19 protein-coding genes are annotated in these 18,024 nt (G+C 69.3%); 5 read left to right on the top strand and 14 right to left on the bottom strand.

Features of this window, described 5'->3' with window-relative positions:
• Together F8M74_RS21340 and F8M74_RS21335 are read left to right on the top strand one after the other, a co-directional pair.
• Positions 1–852 (top strand): DUF1684 domain-containing protein (locus F8M74_RS21340; RefSeq protein ID WP_141259039.1); only part of this gene is annotated, 852 nt, incomplete at its 5' end.
• 113 nt (positions 853–965) lie between these two features.
• A complete protein-coding gene (locus tag F8M74_RS21335) occupies positions 966–2,129 on the top strand; it encodes a sorbosone dehydrogenase family protein (RefSeq protein WP_141259038.1) in 1,164 nt (387 codons plus the stop codon).
• A gap of 52 nt (positions 2,130–2,181) precedes the next feature.
• On the opposite strand, the gene F8M74_RS21330 is transcribed toward F8M74_RS21335, so the two are convergent.
• Positions 2,182–2,952 (bottom strand): SDR family NAD(P)-dependent oxidoreductase, encoded by a 771-nt coding sequence (locus tag F8M74_RS21330; protein WP_141259037.1) that lies wholly within the window; start codon positions 2,950–2,952, stop codon positions 2,182–2,184.
• Positions 2,953–3,133: 181 nt separating this feature from the next.
• On the opposite strand from F8M74_RS21330, the gene F8M74_RS37960 reads away from it, so the two are divergent.
• Positions 3,134–3,298: a hypothetical protein gene (locus F8M74_RS37960; protein WP_228559223.1), complete on the top strand. Its 165-nt coding sequence runs from the start codon at positions 3,134–3,136 to the stop codon at positions 3,296–3,298.
• Between the two features lie 18 nt (positions 3,299–3,316).
• Here the strand turns inward: F8M74_RS37960 and F8M74_RS21320 are convergent, their stop codons facing one another.
• From F8M74_RS21320 to F8M74_RS21290, 7 genes are all read right to left on the bottom strand, one after another.
• A complete protein-coding gene (locus F8M74_RS21320) occupies positions 3,317–4,486 on the bottom strand; it encodes a tetratricopeptide repeat protein (protein ID WP_141259036.1) in 1,170 nt (389 codons plus the stop codon).
• 223 nt (positions 4,487–4,709) lie between these two features.
• Entirely contained in the window at positions 4,710–7,145 is a 2,436-nt protein-coding gene (locus F8M74_RS21315; protein ID WP_141279885.1) for a M56 family metallopeptidase, read from the bottom strand.
• 4 nt (positions 7,146–7,149) lie between these two features.
• Complete coding sequence (locus F8M74_RS21310) at positions 7,150–7,533, bottom strand: BlaI/MecI/CopY family transcriptional regulator (RefSeq protein ID WP_141253996.1); 384 nt, start codon at positions 7,531–7,533, stop codon at positions 7,150–7,152.
• 127 nt (positions 7,534–7,660) lie between these two features.
• Positions 7,661–9,073 carry a hypothetical protein gene (locus tag F8M74_RS21305; protein WP_141253995.1) on the bottom strand — a complete coding sequence of 471 codons (1,413 nt, stop codon included), beginning with the start codon at positions 9,071–9,073 and terminating at the stop codon, positions 7,661–7,663.
• A gap of 133 nt (positions 9,074–9,206) precedes the next feature.
• A complete protein-coding gene (locus F8M74_RS21300; protein WP_141253994.1) occupies positions 9,207–9,701 on the bottom strand; it encodes a hypothetical protein in 495 nt (164 codons plus the stop codon).
• Positions 9,702–9,853: 152 nt separating this feature from the next.
• Positions 9,854–11,515 carry a phospholipase D-like domain-containing protein gene (locus F8M74_RS21295; protein ID WP_141253993.1) on the bottom strand — a complete coding sequence of 554 codons (1,662 nt, stop codon included), beginning with the start codon at positions 11,513–11,515 and terminating at the stop codon, positions 9,854–9,856.
• Positions 11,516–11,535: 20 nt separating this feature from the next.
• Positions 11,536–11,775 carry a chaperonin gene (locus F8M74_RS21290; RefSeq protein ID WP_163884518.1) on the bottom strand — a complete coding sequence of 80 codons (240 nt, stop codon included), beginning with the start codon at positions 11,773–11,775 and terminating at the stop codon, positions 11,536–11,538.
• A gap of 469 nt (positions 11,776–12,244) precedes the next feature.
• Here F8M74_RS21290 and F8M74_RS21285 point away from each other — a divergent pair, with 469 nt between their 5' ends.
• Complete coding sequence (locus tag F8M74_RS21285) at positions 12,245–12,820, top strand: hypothetical protein (protein ID WP_141253991.1); 576 nt, start codon at positions 12,245–12,247, stop codon at positions 12,818–12,820.
• Positions 12,821–12,879: 59 nt separating this feature from the next.
• The gene (locus F8M74_RS21280) at positions 12,880–13,665 is read left to right on the top strand and encodes a hypothetical protein (protein WP_228559220.1); all 786 of its coding nucleotides are present in this window, start codon (positions 12,880–12,882) and stop codon (positions 13,663–13,665) included.
• Between the two features lie 15 nt (positions 13,666–13,680).
• On the opposite strand, the gene F8M74_RS21275 is transcribed toward F8M74_RS21280, so the two are convergent.
• From F8M74_RS21275 to hemF, 6 genes are all read right to left on the bottom strand, one after another.
• Positions 13,681–14,109 carry a hypothetical protein gene (locus tag F8M74_RS21275; RefSeq protein WP_043612483.1) on the bottom strand — a complete coding sequence of 143 codons (429 nt, stop codon included), beginning with the start codon at positions 14,107–14,109 and terminating at the stop codon, positions 13,681–13,683.
• Positions 14,110–14,132: 23 nt separating this feature from the next.
• Complete coding sequence (locus tag F8M74_RS21270; protein ID WP_141253989.1) at positions 14,133–14,777, bottom strand: anti-sigma factor; 645 nt, start codon at positions 14,775–14,777, stop codon at positions 14,133–14,135.
• A 72-nt stretch (positions 14,778–14,849) separates the two neighbouring features.
• Complete coding sequence (locus tag F8M74_RS21265; protein ID WP_171410468.1) at positions 14,850–15,464, bottom strand: RNA polymerase sigma factor; 615 nt, start codon at positions 15,462–15,464, stop codon at positions 14,850–14,852.
• A gap of 81 nt (positions 15,465–15,545) precedes the next feature.
• Positions 15,546–16,478, bottom strand: coding sequence for an Immediate early protein ICP0 (locus F8M74_RS21260; protein ID WP_228559219.1), 933 nt, complete (start codon positions 16,476–16,478; stop codon positions 15,546–15,548).
• A gap of 77 nt (positions 16,479–16,555) precedes the next feature.
• Positions 16,556–17,056, bottom strand: coding sequence for a hypothetical protein (locus F8M74_RS21255; protein ID WP_141253986.1), 501 nt, complete (start codon positions 17,054–17,056; stop codon positions 16,556–16,558).
• 1 nt (position 17,057) lies between these two features.
• Positions 17,058–17,963 (bottom strand): oxygen-dependent coproporphyrinogen oxidase, encoded by a 906-nt coding sequence (gene hemF / locus F8M74_RS21250; RefSeq protein WP_141253985.1) that lies wholly within the window; start codon positions 17,961–17,963, stop codon positions 17,058–17,060.
• Positions 17,964–18,024: the final 61 nt, after the last annotated feature.

Below are 18,024 nucleotides of genomic sequence, written 5' to 3'. Positions count from 1 at the left end.
CCCCAGAACATGTCCCAGCCCCCCGCGCCCACCGCCGATGACTTGCAGACGTCCACCCGCACCTGGCACGAGCAGCGCGTCCAGCGACTCCAGGCGGAGGACGGCTGGCTCACCCTCGTGGGCCTGTTCTGGCTCAAGGAAGGCGAGCAGACAGCGGGCTCCGCTCCCGAGAGCGACCTGGACTTCCCCGCGGGCACGCCCGCGAAGCTGGGCACCTTCACTCGGCAGGGCAACACCGCGCGCTTCCAGCCCGCTCCCGGCGTCACCTTCACCCGCAACGGCCAGCCCTTCACGGGCGGCGCGCTCCAGTCGGACGAGAAGGGCACGCCGGACGTGCTCAAGCTCGGCAACGTCAGCTTCCAGCTCATCCTCCGAGGCGACAAGCTGGGCGTCCGCGTGAGGGACTCCGGCGCGGCGGCGCGCAAGCAGTTCCAGGGCATCCCCACGTACCCGGCGAGCAACGACTGGCGCATCGAGGCGCGCTTCGAGCCCGCGCAGACGCCTCGGATGCTGCAGGTCCCCAACGTGCTGGGAACCATCGACGAGATGAAGGCCCCCGGCACGCTCGTGTTCACGGTCGCGGGCAAGGAGCACCGGCTGACGCCCGTGGAGGACGGTTCGGGCAAGCTCTTCATCATCTTCGCGGATGAGACCAACCGCGACGCGACCTACGGCGCGGGCCGCTTCCTCTCCGCGGACATGCCCACCGACGGGCGCGTCGTGCTCGACTTCAACCGGGCCTACAATCCGCCCTGCGCATTCACGAAGTTCGCCACCTGCCCGCTGCCTCCGCGCGGCAACCGGCTCGCCACGCGCGTGGAGGCCGGCGAGAAACGCTACGCGGACCACTGACGCCGGGCCTGCCTCCAGGTCCCAAGCAAGCAGCCCGGCACGTGCGTCCGTCCCTGGACGCTCCGTGCCCGGGAGGCTGGCGCATCCACGCGCTCGCGGACATTAATCCGCTCATGCGCGCCTCTTTGACGCTCCTCCCCGCTCTCGTGGTGCTCGCCCTGTCCGCCTCCGCCTGCCGCAAGAGCCAGGCGCAAGGCACCGCGTCTCCCCAGGACTGCATCCTCGTAGAGAAAGGCTGGGGCGCCGACGGCACCGTGCCCTTCAACGTCGAGGTGGTGGCGCGGGGCCTGGAGACGCCGTGGGGCATCGCGTGGCTCCCCGGAGGCGACGCGCTGGTCACCGAGCGCCCGGGCCGCATCCGCCTGCTCAAGGACGGCGTCCTCCAGCCGAGGCCCGTGGCGACGGTGCCCGTCGCGGACGCCGCGGAGGGCGGCCTGCTCGGCATCGCGGCCCATCCGGACTTCGCGAACAACCGCCAGTTCTACATCTACGTCACCACGGACGCGGGCGGCACCGAGGAGAACCGCATCGAGCGGTGGACGCTGTCGGAGGACCACACCACGGCGACGCATGAGCGCGTCATCTTCGGCGGCATCGCCTCCGCCAAGTATCACGACGGTGGGCGCCTGCGCTTCGGCTCAGATGGCATGTTGTACGCGGGCACCGGTGACGCGAGAGACCCGGACCGCTCGCAGAACGCGAACGACCCGGCCGGAAAGCTGCTGCGCCTCACGCCCGAGGGAGCGGTGCCCCAGGACAATCCCATCCCTGGCTCGCCCGCGTTCCTCACCGGCATCCGCAACCTCCAGGCCTTCGACTGGCGCGACGCCTCCACGCTGTACATCGTGGACCACGGCCCCAGCGGCGAGACGCTGCGCCGGGGACACGACGAGGTCAGCGTCGCCCGCCGCGGTGACAACCTGGGCTGGCCCGGCATCTACTCGTGCGAGACGCGCGAGGGGCAAATCACACCGTCCATCACCTACAAGGACGCCATGCCCCCAGGCGGCGCCGCCATCTACACCGGAACGGCCATCCCCGAATGGAGGGGCTCGCTGCTCATCGGCACGCTGGGCTCACGCCACCTCCAGCGCGTGGAGTTCGCGCCGGATTCGAGCCGCGTGGCCAGGCACGAAGTGTACCTGCGCAACACCCACGGCCGGCTGCGCGAGGTCATCATGGGGCCGGATGGCCACCTCTACGTCACCACCAGCAACTGCGACGGACGCGGTGACTGCGGCCCGGACAAGGACGTCATCCTCCGCCTGAAGCGCTGAGCACGGGCCTTCAGCGCTCCGGCCTTGCCCAAGGACGCTGGAGCGTGCGCCGTCAGAGCATCATCCCGCCCGAGGCCTCGATGCGCTGGCCCGTCACCCACGCGCTCTCCGGCGACAGCAGCATGGCGACCGCATCCCCGATGTCGTCGGGCTGCCCCACACGGCCGAGCGCAACCTGGGCGGCCAGGGTCTTTTTCAGCTCCGGGTTGTCACGGACGACGCCGTCCCCGAAGTCCGTCGCGGTCGCGCCCGGCGCGAGCACGTTGACGGAAATCCTCCGGGGTCCCAGCTCCTTCGCGAGGTACCGGGTGAGCGCCTCCACGCCCGCCTTCATGGTCGCGTAGGCGGCGTGGCCAGGGAAGGTGAAGCGCGCGAGCCCGGAGGAGATGTTCAGGATGCGCCCCCCATCCGCCAGCACCGGCAACAGCCGCTGCGTGAGGAAGAACGTCCCCTTGAGATGGACGTTCATCAGCGCGTCGAACTGGGCCTCGGTCGTCTCCGCGAAGCTGACTTGGATGCCCATGCCCGCGTTGTTCACCAGGAAGTCCAGCCGCTCGCGCCCGAAGTGACGGCCCAACTCCGTCCGCACCGATTCCACGAAGGTGCCGAAGCCCCGCGTGTCCCCCACGTCGAGCGGGAGCGCCACCGCCTTGCCGCCTGCTGCTTCAATCTGCTTCACGACCGCCGCCGCTTCGTCCGCGCCGGTGCGGTACGTCAGGATGATGCCGGTGCCCCGGGCCGCCAGCTTGAGCGCCATGTTCCGCCCCAGTCCACGGCTTCCCCCCGTGATGAGAGCCACGGGCATGTTCTTCGAGGTGCTCATCTCCAATCCTTTCCGGTGACGCGGCGGTGCGCCGCACCTGTCCATGAATAGGGAGCCGTGAGCGGATTGAGAAAGGGCTGCGCTCCGACGCACTGTTTCGACGGCGCTCGAAGCGGAGCTCGGCTGCCAGCTGATACAGCGCTCGACGCGTGTCGCGCGGCTCACGCCGGATGGAGAGGAATTGCGGCCCCGGGCGCGGCGGCTGGCGCTGGAGGCGGATGGGCTCGGCACGCTGTTCCAGGCGGCCAGGGGCTTGCGCGGGCGCGTGCGCATCAACCGGCCCGTCAACGTCGCACGCGAACTCATCCTCCCGCGCCTGTACTTCGAGCCGCACGAGGAGGGCTGACGCCCTCCCGCCGGTGCATCAGGCGCCGAGCTGCTTCAACAGCTGCTCGGCCTGCGCGCGCACATCCTCAGCGCCCAGCGCCAGCGCCTGCTTCGCGTGGCGCGCTGAGAGTTCCTTGTCCGCGGGGAAGGTCCCCAGGGCCATGTTGAGGTGCGTGCCCGCGTCATTCGGGTGCGCGCCCAGAACGGGCGCCAGCAACGCCGCGACCCGCGAGTGCCCGTTGTCCTGCATCAGCACCACCGCGAGGTCGTTGGTGGGACCGGGGTCCGTCGGCACCGTGGCCACGGCCGCCTCCAGCAGCTTCACCGCCTCGGCGCGCTCGCCCAGGGCGAGGTGCATCTGCGCCAGCGCGTGCTGGGCCTGCCAGCTTCCGGGCGCCTGCCGTAGCACCTCCGCGAAGACGTCCTTGGCCTCGGCGAAGGCGCCAGCGCTCATCGTCGCCAAGCCGAGCAGGTAGAGATAGGTGATGCTGGAAGGGTCCAGCTTGCGCAACTCCTGAGCCACGCGCTTGGCGCCATCCGAGCTGCCAGCGGACAGGTACAGCCTGAAGAGGTCCTCCAGCACCGCGCGCTGGAGCCCACCCCGCGCCTTCTCCAGCGCCTGCGTGGCGGCCTGGATGGCCAGCCCCAGCTGGCCGCATGCGGCATGGGCCCGCGACAGCATCAGCAGCGGCATGGCCTCCTGTGGCGCGCCCTCGGCGGCCCGCAGGAAGTGCGACACCGCGCCATCCGGCTCGTTCTGCTGGAGGCGGATGCGCCCCAGCTCGAAATGGACGTGGGTGCTGCCGGGGGAAATCTGGAGCACGGACTCGAAGGCGGCGCGCGCTCCCGCCAGGTCCCCGCGCTCGAACAGCAGCGAGCCCAGGTTGAAGCGCTCGAAGTAGCCCGCGGTGGGCGCGGCGGCCAGCGCCTTGAGGGACTCCAGCGCCTCTGGATTGCCCGCCTGCGCGCGCAGCATGGCGAGGTGCGCCTGCCCCTCCGTGTGGTCCGGCTTCGCCTTCAGCAGGCGGAGCACGGCGGCCTCCGCATCCGCCGCCGCGCCGGTGCTCAGATGCACTCGAACCAGGCCCAGGAGGCAATCCACGTCATTCGGATCAATGGAGAGCCCCTTCTGGAAGCTCTTCACCGCGTCCTGGGTCTGTCCCGTTTGGAGGAAGCGACCCCCTTCCTGAGCATGCGTCGAAGCCATGCGTCCGGATCTACCACGGGGTGCCGAGTCCGGGCAGTTCACGGAGCCCCTTGCCCGTGCGGTCCTCGCCTGCGGGACCGAGCGCCGCCCATACTCGCAGCGGCATCCGCCTTCGCCTCGAAGTGCGAGGGCGCTGCCTGCCATCCGGCGGGAGGTATCGAGGACCCACCCTGGGGAGCGCATGGATGACGCGCTCCCCAGCCCTTCGAGCACCACCGGCGTCTCAGGTGGGCATCGGCTGGCCCAGGCCCTTGCGCAGCGCCTCGTCGATGAGGCCCTGCACCTTCGCCTCCGCTTCCTTCGCGCGGGACTGGTGCTGCTCGCTCAACTTGGACTGCTCCAGGTGCAGGGCGTGCTGCTTCTCGCTGAGCTGGTGCTGCTCCTTGCTCAGGATGGACTGCTTCTCGGCCAGGCCCGCCATCTTCGTCTCCAGGGCCTTCATCTCCTCTTCCTGCTCGCGTTCCTGCTTCTTCAGCTCGGAGCGGCGGCGCTCGCGCTCGGCTTCGGGCAGGGCGTCCAGACGCGACTCCTCCAGGTGGAGCCCGGACTGCTTGTAGGCCAGGTCACCCAGCTTGCGTCCCAGCCCGCCCTGCTCGTGGCCCAGGGAGGCCTGCTTCTGGCCGAGCACCGCCTGCTGCTGACCCAGGGCGCCCTGCTTCTCTCCCAGCGCGCTCTGCGCCTTGCCCAGCTCGCGGGTAGAGGAGAGCGCCTCGCGAACGGACTTCAGCGTGGCCGCGTCGCGGATGATGAACGCCTCGCCCTTGCGGCGGACGAAGAGAATCTCTTTGTCCTTCTGCTTGAAGGTGCGCGCCAGCTCCAGGTCGACCGTGCTGCCGTTCATCATCGCCATGCCGTCCGTCAGCAGCACGTAACCGCTGTCCGGGTCGCCAGGGGGTGGCGGCGTGGGTGGAGACGGAGGCGTGGGTGGAGACGGAGGCGTCGGCGGAACAGCGGCGATGTGCGGCGAGCCCCCCACGATGTGCCGCTGCGTGACGACAGCAAGGCGCGGAGCAGAAGGCGCCAGCGGCGGTCCGGGAACGGACGGCGACAGAGCGACGGTGGGAGGGGCGGGCGGCAACGAAGCGGAGCCGGGCGACGCGGGCGGAGCGGGCGGCAATGGGGCGGGCTCGGAGGTCGTCACGCCCGTGGAGAACGACACGACCACGCCCTGCTTGCTCACGGTGCGCCCGGTCTGTGCGTCCGACGAGGCCGCACGGGGTACCTGCGCCGTACGGGGTGCGGGCTGCACGTCCGCCGCCGCAGTGGGGGCGGGCCGAGCCTCCGGCGCTGATGCGGGTGCCGACGTGGGCCGAGCGCTCGGTGTCGGCGCGCTCTTGGCCGTGGTGGACGCAGGCTTCGACGACGCGGTGCCACTCTGTCCAGACGCCGCCGACTCGGGCGCCAGGTGAGGTGCACCACCCGCTTCCCGTGCGACGACCTGGAAGGGCACCAGCGCAGCGACGCCCATGGCGGAGAGCGCCACCCTCAACAGGCGCCGAATTCGAGGGGGAACGGCATCGACATGCTCCAGCATACTCAACCTCCTGTGCAACGCATCAACGTGAGAGGAAGCACCCAGCGCAGCGGCCGAGCCGGGAGTTCTGGCGATTCCAAAGGCGAGAATCAGCTCGCCGTAGTCCGCGAGTTCCGCGTCCGTGAGCCGGATGGCCTCGGCATCACACGCCTCCTCACGGGCCAGCGCGTACTCGCGAGCCGCCCGCCGCGCGAGCGGATGGAAGAAGAAAAGCGACTCCGCCAGCGCCGGCACCCAGCCAAGCCACAAGTCACCGCGCTTCAGGTGCGCCAGCTCGTGCGCCAGCGCCATGCGCAGAGCGGCCACGGGCAACCGTCGCACCGCCTTCTCGGGCAGCACAACCACTGGAGACAGCAGTCCCGTGGCCAGCGGGCTGGCCACCGATTCGGAGACAAGGAGTCCCGGCACGCGCCGCAGTCCCGCGGCAGCGGACAACTCCCGCACATCCGCCTCCAATCCGGGGTGAACCAACGGGCGTGCGGACTGGCGAAGGCGACGCACCGCGAGCCCGCCCTTCACATGGCCATACACCTGCCACAGCACGCCGGCCCCCCACACCGCCAGAAGCAGCCCCACCATGGCGCGGCCCCACGGAAAGGGAGCACCAGGCCCGGCCACCGTGTCCGCATCGGCAGCACCCATCTGAAGGGCGCCACGCCGCGCAGCCTCTGCCCCAGACGTCGCGAAGGTCGTGCGCTCCCACGATGAGCCATCCCGCCGCGGAGAATGCACGGGCCCGTATGTGGCCGCTTCGGCCACGGACATCTCGGAGTCAAAGCCCTCCCCCGCAGACACGTGTCGCTGAGCGTCCACCACCCCAGGCTCCGAGACACGAGGCACCGTCTCCCGCGCGGAACTCCCGCCCCACCAGGTCTCCACCCGCGCCACGCCAGCAGCCACCGACGCGGGCAGCACCGGCAACGCGAGGGAAGGCAGCCATCCCAACGCCACCACGAACTTCAGCGCCACCAGCCACCAGAGCCCCGCTCGCAGCGACGCCGGCAGCTTCGGCCACGCCCTCGCCACCGCCCACACCAACACGGCGCAAAGCGCCCCCTGCCACGACGCCCGCCACAGACCCGACGACGCCCACGCCCCTACGTGCGACAGCCAGTCCGAGCCCATCTCGCTACCCCTTCCGCTTCTTCGAGCGCAGCCGCGCCACGACGTCCTGGAGCTGCGCCAGGTCCTCGTCGGACACGTCCTTCGCATCGGACAGGTACGCGGCGAACGGCGACAGCGAGCCCGACAGCGAGCGCTGCACAAAGTCCCCCACCACGTCCCGCAGCAGCTCCGACGCCGGCACGGGTGAGGCGTACTGGAACACGCCCTCCACCTTGCGCCGTGTCAGGTAGCCCTTGAGCCGCAGCCGCTCCATGACGGTGAGGATGGTGGAGCGCGCCAGCCCCTGCGCCTCGCCGAAGCGCTCGGCCACTTCGCCCACGGTCGCCGGACCGTGTTCGGCCACGTACCGCAGCACCAACAGCTCCTGCTCTCCCACCGGCTTCTTCATGGACCTTCCCGTGACGACAACTGTAGTCACGAGGAAGGTACGGCTGACTACAGCCGTAGTCAAGCCGGGCAAAAAGACAGCGGCGGCAGGCCCCTGAAGGCCCACTCGCCGCTCGAGTCACTGCCGTTCAGCGCTGGAAGTCCACGCCGACGCCGGCGCCCGCGGTGACACCTCGCACGAGCGTACCGTCCGGCTGTGGGAAATGAACGGTTCCGCCGGAGCCCCAGGCATAGAAGTGGTTGAGGATGCGCTGGCGCAGTTCCACGCCCGCCGAGTAACGCGGCCTATCTCCCAGGCCCGTCAGCACCACGCGCGCCAGCGCCCGTGTCCTGCCGCCCGGCAGCTCGAAGCCAGCGGACACATCCGTGTCCGTCCTGCCAAAGCCGAAGTACTGCGCCGCCACGCTGCCCAGCAGGAGCAGTTCGTTGGGATTCCCCTTCGCGACGCTCAGCTCCACGTAGCCAGCGAAGCCCGACGGAAGCACCTCGTCCGCGATGGGCGTCTCCGACAGACCGATGCCGGAGAAGCGGCCCAGCTCGTAGTCGGGACCGAACATACCGAAGCGGAAGCGGCCCCCCTGCTTGCGGCCCTGGACCGTCACGCTCACCTGCGTGCCACTGGCCATCTGTCCTTCCAAGGCCACGCCCAGCAATCCGCCGAAGGCCGGCGTGTAGGCCCGCGTGAAGCGCGCGCCGCCGCCCAGCAGGGCCCACGCGCGCAGGCGCTCACCCTTGTACAGGGCAATGTCTCCGCCCACTGACGCAAGGGTGAGGTCGGGCGAGGTGCCGCCCGCGCGGCCCGCGTCATGCGCCGCGGACAGCCGGATGAGGTAGCGGTCGAAACGATTGGCGTCGTCACTGGCCATGCGGCCGATGTCCAGCAGCGCCTCGCCCGCGAAGATGCGCGCGGCGAGCACGTCACTGGCCAGAATCTCCGCGCGGACCGCGCCCTTCACGAAGGTGAGCGAGCCACCCGCGGGGTGATAGTCCGGCGCCAGCGCGTTGCTGTAGCGGCCCACGAGATAGCCGCGGCCCAGTGTCTCTTCGGAGAAAGGCTCGACGCGGAGGAAGAAGGGGCGACCCTCCTGGCCGATGCGCAGCATGCGCACCACCTGCCCGAGGTCACTCAGCTCATCCCAGTCCTCACGACGCATGCCGCCGCTGTAGTCCTCCGTGGTCGTGGGCGCTTCGTCCACCACTCGCAACCGCAGGTTCGCCCCCAGCCGGAGCACGAAGGTCTCCCCGTGCGTCAGCCCCAGCGAGGGGTAGATGCGCGCGAAGAAGTCCTGCCCCCCGCCGCGAGGCCCTGAGGGAAGGCTCAGACCACCGACCTCCAACTGGCCGCTGAAGCCGAAACCCACGCCGCCCGTGTGGGTACTGCCCGGAGGCGCGGGCTCATCCAGCCGCGCGGCGGAGACAGGGGCACCTTCCCCCCGCGATGTCGAGGGGACCTCTTCCGAAGACACCTCCTCCACGGTAGAGCTGCCGTCGTACTGCGTGGACACCAGGGCGAGAAGAGCGAAGAGGGGGGCGCCAGTCATCGTCCCCCGACTCTACCTGTCCATGGCGCGAGACGAAGCAGGTGACTGCATCCGCGTGTGGGTGCCGCTGCGGACCGTCAGCACACGCGCCCCCGCCTGGCGTCAGCGGGCGACGCGCGACCTTCACGCCGCGTCAACGGCTGCCGTCGACTTCAACCTCGTCGGCTTCCACTTCCCACGTCTCTGCGTCGCTGGCGTCGAGCTCCTCGACGTCGGACTTGCCGTCCACCGGCTCGCGCTGGATGTTGCCGGAGCCGCCCACGCCATCCTTACGGGCCTCTTCACCCTGCTGGCCACCCAGGAGCGGGCCGTCCTGCACGTCGTACTTCTCGCCCTCTGGCGTCGTCACCGAGGTGCCCGCGCCCATGCCGGGGCCACTGCCACCGGTGGCCTCGCCGTCGTAGACGGTGGGCGCGTCCTGCCTGTCCCGGCGCTCGTTTTTCGTCACGTCCGCGGCCTCGCCAGCGCTGCGGTCATCCCATTCAGAAGACGTGTCCACGGACTCGGGCGCCGTCGTCTCCGTGCCCGAACCACCGATGGCGCTGTCATCCGCGCGCGTGTTCGCCGAGTTGCTCGAACAACCCCAGAAGGCAAGCGCCGTCACTGCGGCCATGAGAGGAAGCTTCATGTTGAATCCCCCTTGCGTGAGAGAAGTTGTGCTCTCGACAAGGTGGCGTCCCGCGCGGCAGGGACAACCCGCCGGCCGTGCCCGTGCCCCCGGGCCTGTCCCAAGGCAGGCGGGCGGACAGGCCCTTGACGGCCTCCCGCCTCCGCGCGCGGCTACCCTTCGTCCTGCGCACAGGGAAGGATGGCGCGGTGCGGGCGCTCGGTGCCCGTGCCCACCAGCCAGCGCGACAGCAGGCGGACACCGGAGGCAAACAGCCCGTCCTCGGCGCGGTGGAGCGCCTCGAAGAGGGACTCGTCCAGCACCGACTGCTCCGGGTCGATGATGAGCTCCTCGGGCTCCAGCGACTTGAGCAGCGGACTCTGGTCAAACACCGTCGACATCGGGTGGACGCGCAGGCGCCGCAGCCCCATGACAGCCACGTCGTCCAGCCACTCCACCAGTCCGCTGTCCGCGGCCGCCAGCAGACGCAGGGCCGCCATGCCCTCCAGCCCCGCGTGCTCGGCCATCAGCGACACGCGGATGCGGCGGATGGCGCGCGTCGTCGCGTCGTTCGGCGCCTCCGCCTCCCAGCTCAGGTTCAGCTCCGAATCCAACCCGAGGCTGCGGTTGGTGGTGTTCGCCGAGCCCAGCGTGAGGAAACGGTCATCCACCACCATCACCTTCGAGTGGATGTACGTGTAGATGTCCGCGCCGGTGCGCGCGTCGTGCCCCGCGGAGCAGTACACGCCAAAGGCATGTCCCGTCTCGTGCGCCACGCGCTCCAGCGTGCGCAGCAGCCGCACCTGGGCAATGCCCATGGCCAGCTGTTCGCGCAGCGCCGCCGGCTGCTGCGGCAGCACCAGGACAATCCGCAGCCGTCCCCGCCAGGGGGACCGCATGCGCTTCACCAGCGCCTGGAAGATGGCCCGCGAGGAGAAGTACTGGTTTTCGATGTAGATGAAGCGCTCGGCCGAAGCGATGGCGTCCAGATACAGCATGGCCACCTCCTGCACCGCGGGCTGCGGCGGGAGGAGCGTCTTGCCGAAGGTGCGGCTGATGGCCACCGGCCCCGGCGGTGCCGGCAGGCTCGGCGTGAAATCCACGTCATCCCGAGACACCCTGGGCAGCCGCAGCTCACCGCCGCCCGAGTGCGCCCAGCGCGCCTCGAACAATTCCGCCAGGTGGTCCACCACTGGCCCCGTCAGCACGGACTGCACGTCATGGTAGGGGCCGTGCGGTTCCCTCCCACTGTCACAGCGCAGCTCCGAGTGCACCGGGTGCTCCCGGTCATCCCACCGGCAATCACAGACATCCATGCCACCGGTGAAGGCCACCGCGCCGTCGATGACGACCAGCTTCTGGTGATGCGCGCCATACAACGGACTGGAGGCGTCGAAGCGGAAGCACACCTGCCCGTTCGCCGTCCAATTGAAGATGAGCCGCTGCATCCACTCGCGCTCCATGGCGAGCAGCAGGCTGAAGTCCCACGCCAGCACGTAGACGCGCAGCTCCGGGTTGGCCCGGCACAGCTCGTCCAGCATCGGCAGCAGCCGTGACTCGCCGCGCGCCTCGTGAAGGTCCTCGCCTCGCAGAAGCGCCACGTCGCTGTCGAACTGCCAGCCGGTAATCGCGATGTAGCGACGGGCCTTCTGCGCGGCCCGGTACAGCTCCCGGTAGTAGTCGCGTGCGTCCACCAGCACGCCCGCGTCGCTCGCCTCCTCCACCGTCCAGCAATTCCGTCCGGGACTGATGATGCGTCTCACAGGTGCGTCCCTTCCCGTCCCCGCCTCGGCCGCCCTCACCTGGCGCCACCGCCAGGTCCTCCTGCACCGCACACGCCCCGGATTGGCGTGTGTCAGCCGACGAAGACGATGTGCTTGCCCGTGGCGACCGTCATGTCCTTCGAAGACATCACCTGCGCCACCTTCTTCACCTCGCCTCCCACCGTGTCGAAGGCCGCCGCGATGAGGTCGCCCAGCGTCACCTGCACCTGGCGGGCGCTCCGGCCAGCCCCCTTCACCGCGCTCGCCGTCGACACCTTCATCTGCTGGGCCTCACGACGGATGACCTGTCCACGCTTCTGAGTCTTCGCCATGATTTCGTCTCCAAGGGTGAAAGGGTTGCCTGTGCTGCTTCCTTCAGCAACCGGCGTGCCGAGCGCCAACCCCGCGATTTTCCGAAGGCCGGTTGCCTGCCCCCCCGCCCCAGGGACCGGACTTCTGACTTTTTTTCAGCCCTGTCCCGGCAGGCTTCCGACGGAAGTCCTTCCCAGGGGCCTGATGACGGCGTCCGACCGCTGGGGCACTCCGCCGGGGCAGGTTGCCCCGCTGGGGCATCCCGCCCCACGCGGCCCACGGATGCTCGCTCCCGCGCGCCGCGTGAGCGCACGCCCACTCACAGCGAAACCCAGGTCACCTGGCTTCATACCGACCGCGCGGGTCGTTATTGCGCCACGGGGAATCCCATATCGAATCTTCCGGAAAATTACAGACATGTAAGTCTATTTGAAAATATAGGAAAAAGCCGCTTCAATACGTGTCACTCCTCACGAGGGCGTTACCCGTATGGAATTGAAGACTCCCATCAGCGCCACCGCACCGACCCTTCAGCCCATGTCGTTCCAGGGCATCGAAGTCATCGGCCAGTCGATTCTCGCCATCGTCAACGGCATGGAGCTCGCCCAGTCACGCGCGTTGCGCATCCTGGGGGAGAACGGCATCGCGCCGCTGAAGGCGGACGCCTGGTACCCCATGCCCGCCCTGCTGAAGTCGTTCCAGCTGGTGTTCGACAAGATTGGCCCCAGCACGGTGCGGACCATTGGCCGGAAGATTCCGGACAGCGCGCACTTCCCGCCAGACATCGACACGCTGGAGAAGGGGCTGCGCGCGGTGGACATGGCGTACCGGATGAACCACCGCGGCAAGGGCACCATCGGCGGTTACCGCTTCGAGCCGGTGGATAAGCGAAACGCTCGCATGGTGTGTGACAACCCCTATCCGTGTGACTTGGACCTGGGGCTCATCGAAGCCATTGGCGACCGGTTCCGTCCCAAGGATTCGCTTTGGGTGCGTATTGAACATGAGGCCAAGAGTTGCCGGCGGCGCGGCGACAGCGCCTGCACGTACAGCATCAATTGGTAGCGGAGTCCCGCCAGCGGGCCGGGGGCGGCGCATCACCAGACACCCCAGGGAGGTCCATCATGAAGGAAGTGCTCCAACACATCGCCGTGCGCGAGGCGCGCTTCGCAGCGCACCCCTTCTTCTCCGACATGCGGATGGACCGCCCCATTGAACAGGTGATGGCCTTCGCGCCGCGCCTGACCTTCTGGGTGATGACGTTCCAGGACGTGCTTCGCCTCAACGCACACTTCATCCAGGACGCGCACCTCAAGGCGCTGGCCACGCGGCACCATGCCGAGGAGGGCGGGCATGACCAGTGGTTCGAGGACGACATCTCCGCGCTCACGGGCGGCTCGCTGAGCATCGGCACCATGTACGGCCGCGCGCACGTGAAGACGCGTGACGCGGCCTACGCCATCATCAGCGAGGTGTACCGCCCGGTGGATGACCGGCTGCGCATCGTCATGCTGTGGGCCCTGGAGTCCACCAGCCATGTCTTCTTCAGCCGCACCGCCATCATCAGCGCGGCGCAGGGCGCGGACGACCGGCTGAAGTACTTCTCCGACCACCACATGCAGGCCGAAGCGCAGCACGCCATGTTCGAACAAGAGCTGGCGGCGGAGCTGGAGGCCATGCAGCTGTCCCCGGAGGTGCGCGCGGACGCCCTGGCCATGGTGGACCGCATCTACACGGCGTTCGACACCATGTTCGACGGGCTGCGCGTCAACCTGGAGCGGGAGCACGCCGAGGCCCCCGCACCGGGCCTCCAGGCGAACACCGACACCGCCGAAGTCCTCCCCCTGGAGATGGAAGAGGACCTGGAAATCATCGTCCTGGAGGAGGACGGGGAAGCCCGCGCCGCCTGAGGCGGCGCTGGGGAACTACCGCGCCGGAGGGGAGAGCACGAGGATGAGCTCCCCGCCCACGTACTTGCCGGCCTTCTGGTAGACGGCGCCCTGGCGGCCCAGCTCCACGTCCAGCGTGGGCTGACGGGGAATGGCCACGCGCACCGTGGCCGTGCCGTCCTTGATGCCCTGCAACTGCAGCGTCGCGTTGGCGCCGTTGGGCAGCTTCACCTCGGAGGCGCTCTTCGCGCTCACCGTCAGCACCTCATTCGAGAGGCGCTTGAACGAGGTGAAGCTGAAGTTCTGCTTCTGGAACTGCTCCTTCATCTTCTCCAGTTCGGGCGGGTCGACCTCGGTGCCCTTCTTCGAGGCGAGCACCACCTCGACCTGAACCTGGACTTTCGCGTCTTGTGCGCTGGCGGCCATGGGCAGCAGCAGGCCCAGCCCCAGCAGCGCCCACAGCATCCGGCCCGACGACACGTGTCTTCTCACAAGGAACCTCCCGACGGCCTGGGGGCGTCAGGGGCCGGGCGCGCGGGGCCGTTGCGCCCGCTTGCGTCTGGCTGACCGACCCCCGTCTGGTCCTGCCGCTCACCCTTCTCCGCGCCGGGAGACAGGACGTCCGAGTCCTCGTCCACCAGCCAGATGATGGTGCCCCCATTGTCCGTCTCCATCACCACCGGCGCCACCTCGGCGTTGCGGTAGGGCTGGATGGACTTCACCGTCATGCGCTCGGAGGCGTACCCCACCGGCGCCCGGTCGCTCGTCAGCAGGGGCACTCCCACCAGTAGCAGCACGGCCGCGGTGGCCAGCGACGAAATCATCGCGGTGCGCTGGTAGAGGAACATTTCGGACACTGCCAGCTTCAGCCGCTCCATGAGGGGCGGCTTGTCCGGCGTCACCCGCGCCATGACGCGCTGGGTGAAGTCCTTGAAGTCCACGTCGTCCACGGCCATGTCCAGGCCCACTCGCAGCAGCCCGGACTCCGCGCGAAGGTCCGCCGCCCGCCCGGTGCAGTCCCGACAAGCCGCCAGGTGCCGCTCCACGTTGACGCGCTCGCCGGAGCTCAGCTCTCCGTCGACGTACGGGGACAGCATGGGTACGAAACGCTCACACGCGGGATTACCGGCCATTGGTTCCACCTGCTTGCTGGAAGGGGCTGCGAAAATTGGGACGGGCCGGTCCCTCAGATATTCGAGGCACGCTCACTCATTGCCCACGCCGCTCTTCGCTTCGTCCAACTCCAGGTATTCACTGAGGATTTTCTGGACCTTGGCCCGGGCATGGAAAAGCCGGCTCATCACCGTGCCCTTGGGGATGTCCAGGGTGCGAGCGAGGTCGTCGTAGGACATGCCCTCGATTTCCCGCAGCAGGAGGATGGCCCGATGCTTCTCCGGCACCGTGGCCAGGGCCTCCTGGATCTTCTCCGCCAGTTCGCGGCGCAGGGCGCTCTTCTGGGGATTGGTGCCCAGCCGGCTGCCCAGGGCGCCGATTCGGGCCTCGGACAGGTCCATGGACTGGCTCTCGTCGAACTCCACGACCTCGCCGCCCCCGCCACGCTTGCGGATGACGTCGATGCAGATGTTGACGGTGATGCGGTAGAGCCACGTGTAGAAGGACGAGTCGCCCTTGAAGTGGTCCAGGTACTTGTAGACCTTGACGAACGCCTCCTGGGAGACGTCCATCGCTTCCTCCTTGTCCTTCAGCATGCCCAACGCAACGGCGTACACCTTGCGCTGGTAACGCTCGACGAGGAGTTTGAAAGCGCGCTGGTCGCCGGTCCGGACGCGCTTGACGAGAGTGAGGTCGTCGGTTGCCAAGTAGGTGCGGCAACCTAGCACAAGCGGACACAATCCAAGGAGATTCGCGCCGGCGAAGGCGCCGCCGACGGGCCGACGGGCCTAGAGGCTGACGAGCGCCGCCACGGCCAGCGCGATGGCCAGCAGCACCAGCAGTGCGCCGAACGTCACCCGGTCCCACTGCCCCTCCGCCACCGCCCCGTCGTCCGGCCCCGCGCGGAAGCGGTGCAGCACGTTCCACAGCATCCGCGCGCCCAGGCGGCGGTTCGTCCCGCGGCGGCGCTGGGCGTCCCCGTCTTGCTGCGCGTCCTCCGATGAAGAGGCCTCGTCGCGCGGACGCAGCGCGGGCATGACCGGGCCATGAAAGGCCGTGGCCGCGCGGGCGCCGGCCGCCTGGACAAGCGGCTGCTCGGCTGGCCGGGCTGCGGCTTCCTCGGAGTGGCGCACCTCGGGAGGCGGCTCCAGCCGCACCTCGGCGGCTCGCGTCCGGGCTTCGGCGGGCGTGCGGGCTTCCATCACCCACAGGCCCCGCGTCACGCCGTCCTCGCCGGTGTGCGCGTCCCGCAGTTCGGCGAAGCCCTGCCCCTCCAGCGCCTCGCGGAAGGCCTCGCGCGCCTCCGGCTGGGGCGGGTGCCGCGCCGCCGCCGTGGCGTAGGCCGTGTAGAACGCCCACAGCCGCGTGGCCCGCTCCGAGCCCGATACCTGCGGAGGCGACAGATGCGAGGCCAGCAGCGCCGCGTCCGCCCCGAAGCGCTGCCCCAATGCCTCCTGCCCCGGCGTGTCCTCCAGGCCCGGTGGCACCAGCTCCGCCACCGACTTCACCGGCGCGCGCTCCTGGCCGCCCATGGGTGGATGCAGGGACGGCGGCAATCGCGGGCGGAAGTTGTCCCCCGGCCGGGGCGGCTGCGCCGACGGGCCCCAGTCCTGGGGCTGAGGCCCCGGCGCGCCCGGACCTTCGAGGCGTCTGGTGCCACCACCGCCCCCCAGCGAGCGGAGGGCACGGTCAATCACGTTGGGGATGCGGAAGGAGGACATGGGCAATGCCTCACTCTGGCTTGGGGGGCCCGGCTTCCTGATTTTCGGTGGACGGAAGCGCCGGGTTGCGCGGCGGACTACTCGCCCGCGCGCTCCACCTCGATGGGCGTCGTCATTCCGTTGGCATCCAGACGAACGCGGTAGAGGGAGTTCAGCCCGTCGCCGTCGAAGTCCCCCCGCGCGATGCAGGACACCTCGGGCTCGCCCACGGGGCTCTCCTGCACCACCACCTGGTACTGGAAGTGGACCTTTCCGTCGGGCTCGAAACCAATCCGGTGAAAGGTTTCGTCCTTGGGGAAAGCCACGGCCCTGCCGCCGCGCGGAACCTCCTTCGGCGTGGGGCCCGCGGAGACGTAGACGCCGTGCTCGTCGCGGTAGGCCTGGACGGCGTCACACAGCGCGAGCACGTTGACGCGGGCCTCGGCGTCGCTGGGGGGCGCCGCCTGTGTGGCGGGGCTCTTTCCTGAACACTGCGTCACCAGCAAGTGGCCCGCGGTCACCGCGAGCACGACGACGACGAGGATGGGGGGGGCCCGCCTCCGAACCGGCGCATTCCAGTCCGACTTGTTCCAAGCCATCTCAGCCTTCTCTCGCCCAGTCGCGTGGCTGGCGCAGCACCTCCACCAGTCGTGCCTCCGGCGTCCCGGGCTCGGGGTGGTAGTCGTAGCGCCAGCGGACCTGTGGCGGCAGGGACATGAGGATGGACTCGATGCGCCCGCGCGTCTCCAGTCCGAAGACGGTGCCCCGGTCATAGACGAGGTTGAACTCCACGTAGCGCCCGCGCCGCACCTCCTGCCAGAAGCGCTGCCCCTCCGTCACCGGCGTGTCCTTGCGCCGCTCGGCGATGGGCAGGTACGCGTCCAGGAAGGCCCGGCCGCAGTCCTGGATGAAGGCGAACTCCTTCTCCAGCTCCCCGCCCATGTTCTCGAAGAAGATGCCGCCCACCCCGCGCGTCTCCTCGCGGTGGCGCAGGTAGAAGTACTTGTCGCAGGCGCTCTTGAAGCGCGGGTAGTAGCCCGCGTCGTGCTTGTCACAGGCCGCCTGGTGCACGCGGTGGAAGTGCGCCGCGTCCTCTTCATAGAGGTAGTAGGGCGTCAGGTCCGCGCCGCCACCGAACCACGCCTTCCCGCCCTGGTGGATGAAGCGGTAGTTGGCGTGCACGGTGGGCACATGCGGGTTGCGCGGGTGCAGCACCAGGGAGATGCCACCCGCCCAGAAGTGGCGGCCCTCGCCCTGGAGCTTCTGCGCGAACTGTTCCTCCAGTTCGCCGTACACCACGGACGTGTTGACGCCGGCCTTCTCCAGCACGGCGCCGTCCTCCAGCACCCGGCTGCGTCCACCGCCGCCGCCCGGCCGGGTCCAGGAGTCCTCGCGGAAACGCGCCGAGCCGTCCAGCCGCTCCAGGCCGCCGCAGATGTCGTCCTGCAGCGACCGGATGAAGCCCGTCATCCGCTCCTTGAGGCTCTCAACGTCCACCGTCGTCATTCGCTCTCCCGAAGGCTCGGCGCGCGGAGGCGCCCGCGTCAGGCCTACACCAACTTCCCGG

The sequence above is a fragment of the Myxococcus sp. CA023 genome (genome assembly GCF_010998615.1).
Taxonomy (GTDB): domain Bacteria; phylum Myxococcota; class Myxococcia; order Myxococcales; family Myxococcaceae; genus Myxococcus.
Note: the sequence above shows the minus strand (reverse complement) of the source record. Positions and strands in the feature narration are given on the sequence as shown.